At 43.9% G+C, this 287-nt stretch carries 1 protein-coding gene; it reads left to right on the forward strand.

What is annotated here, in order from left to right; all coding sequences use genetic code 11:
* Positions 1 to 17: 17 nt before the first annotated feature.
* The coding region (locus tag ACM615_RS24095; protein ID WP_431012661.1) for a hypothetical protein at positions 18 to 287 on the forward strand (270 nt) is incomplete at its 3' end.

Here is a 287-nt window from a genome sequence, read left to right on the forward strand (position 1 = left end):
CTGGAGTGGGCACTCAATTGGAAATGGCGAGCATCACATCAGATTTGATAAAAAAAGGAAAGCTTGACCTGAAGCGCACCTTGACTTTCCTTTGGGGAGATGAGATTATTTCTACGAAAAGGTACATAGAAGAAAAAGATAAGCGTAAAGCCGAAATCAACTGGGGAATTTCCTTGGATATGGTGGGTGAAAATACTGACGTCACAGGTGGAACTTTCCTAATCGAAAAGATGCCTGATCCAAGTGCAATCTGGACTCGTGGAGAAGACAAACACAGCGAATGGGGC

The organism is Rahnella sp. PAMC25617, from assembly GCF_050606005.1.
GTDB classification, from domain to species: Bacteria; Pseudomonadota; Gammaproteobacteria; order Enterobacterales; family Enterobacteriaceae; genus Rahnella; species Rahnella variigena.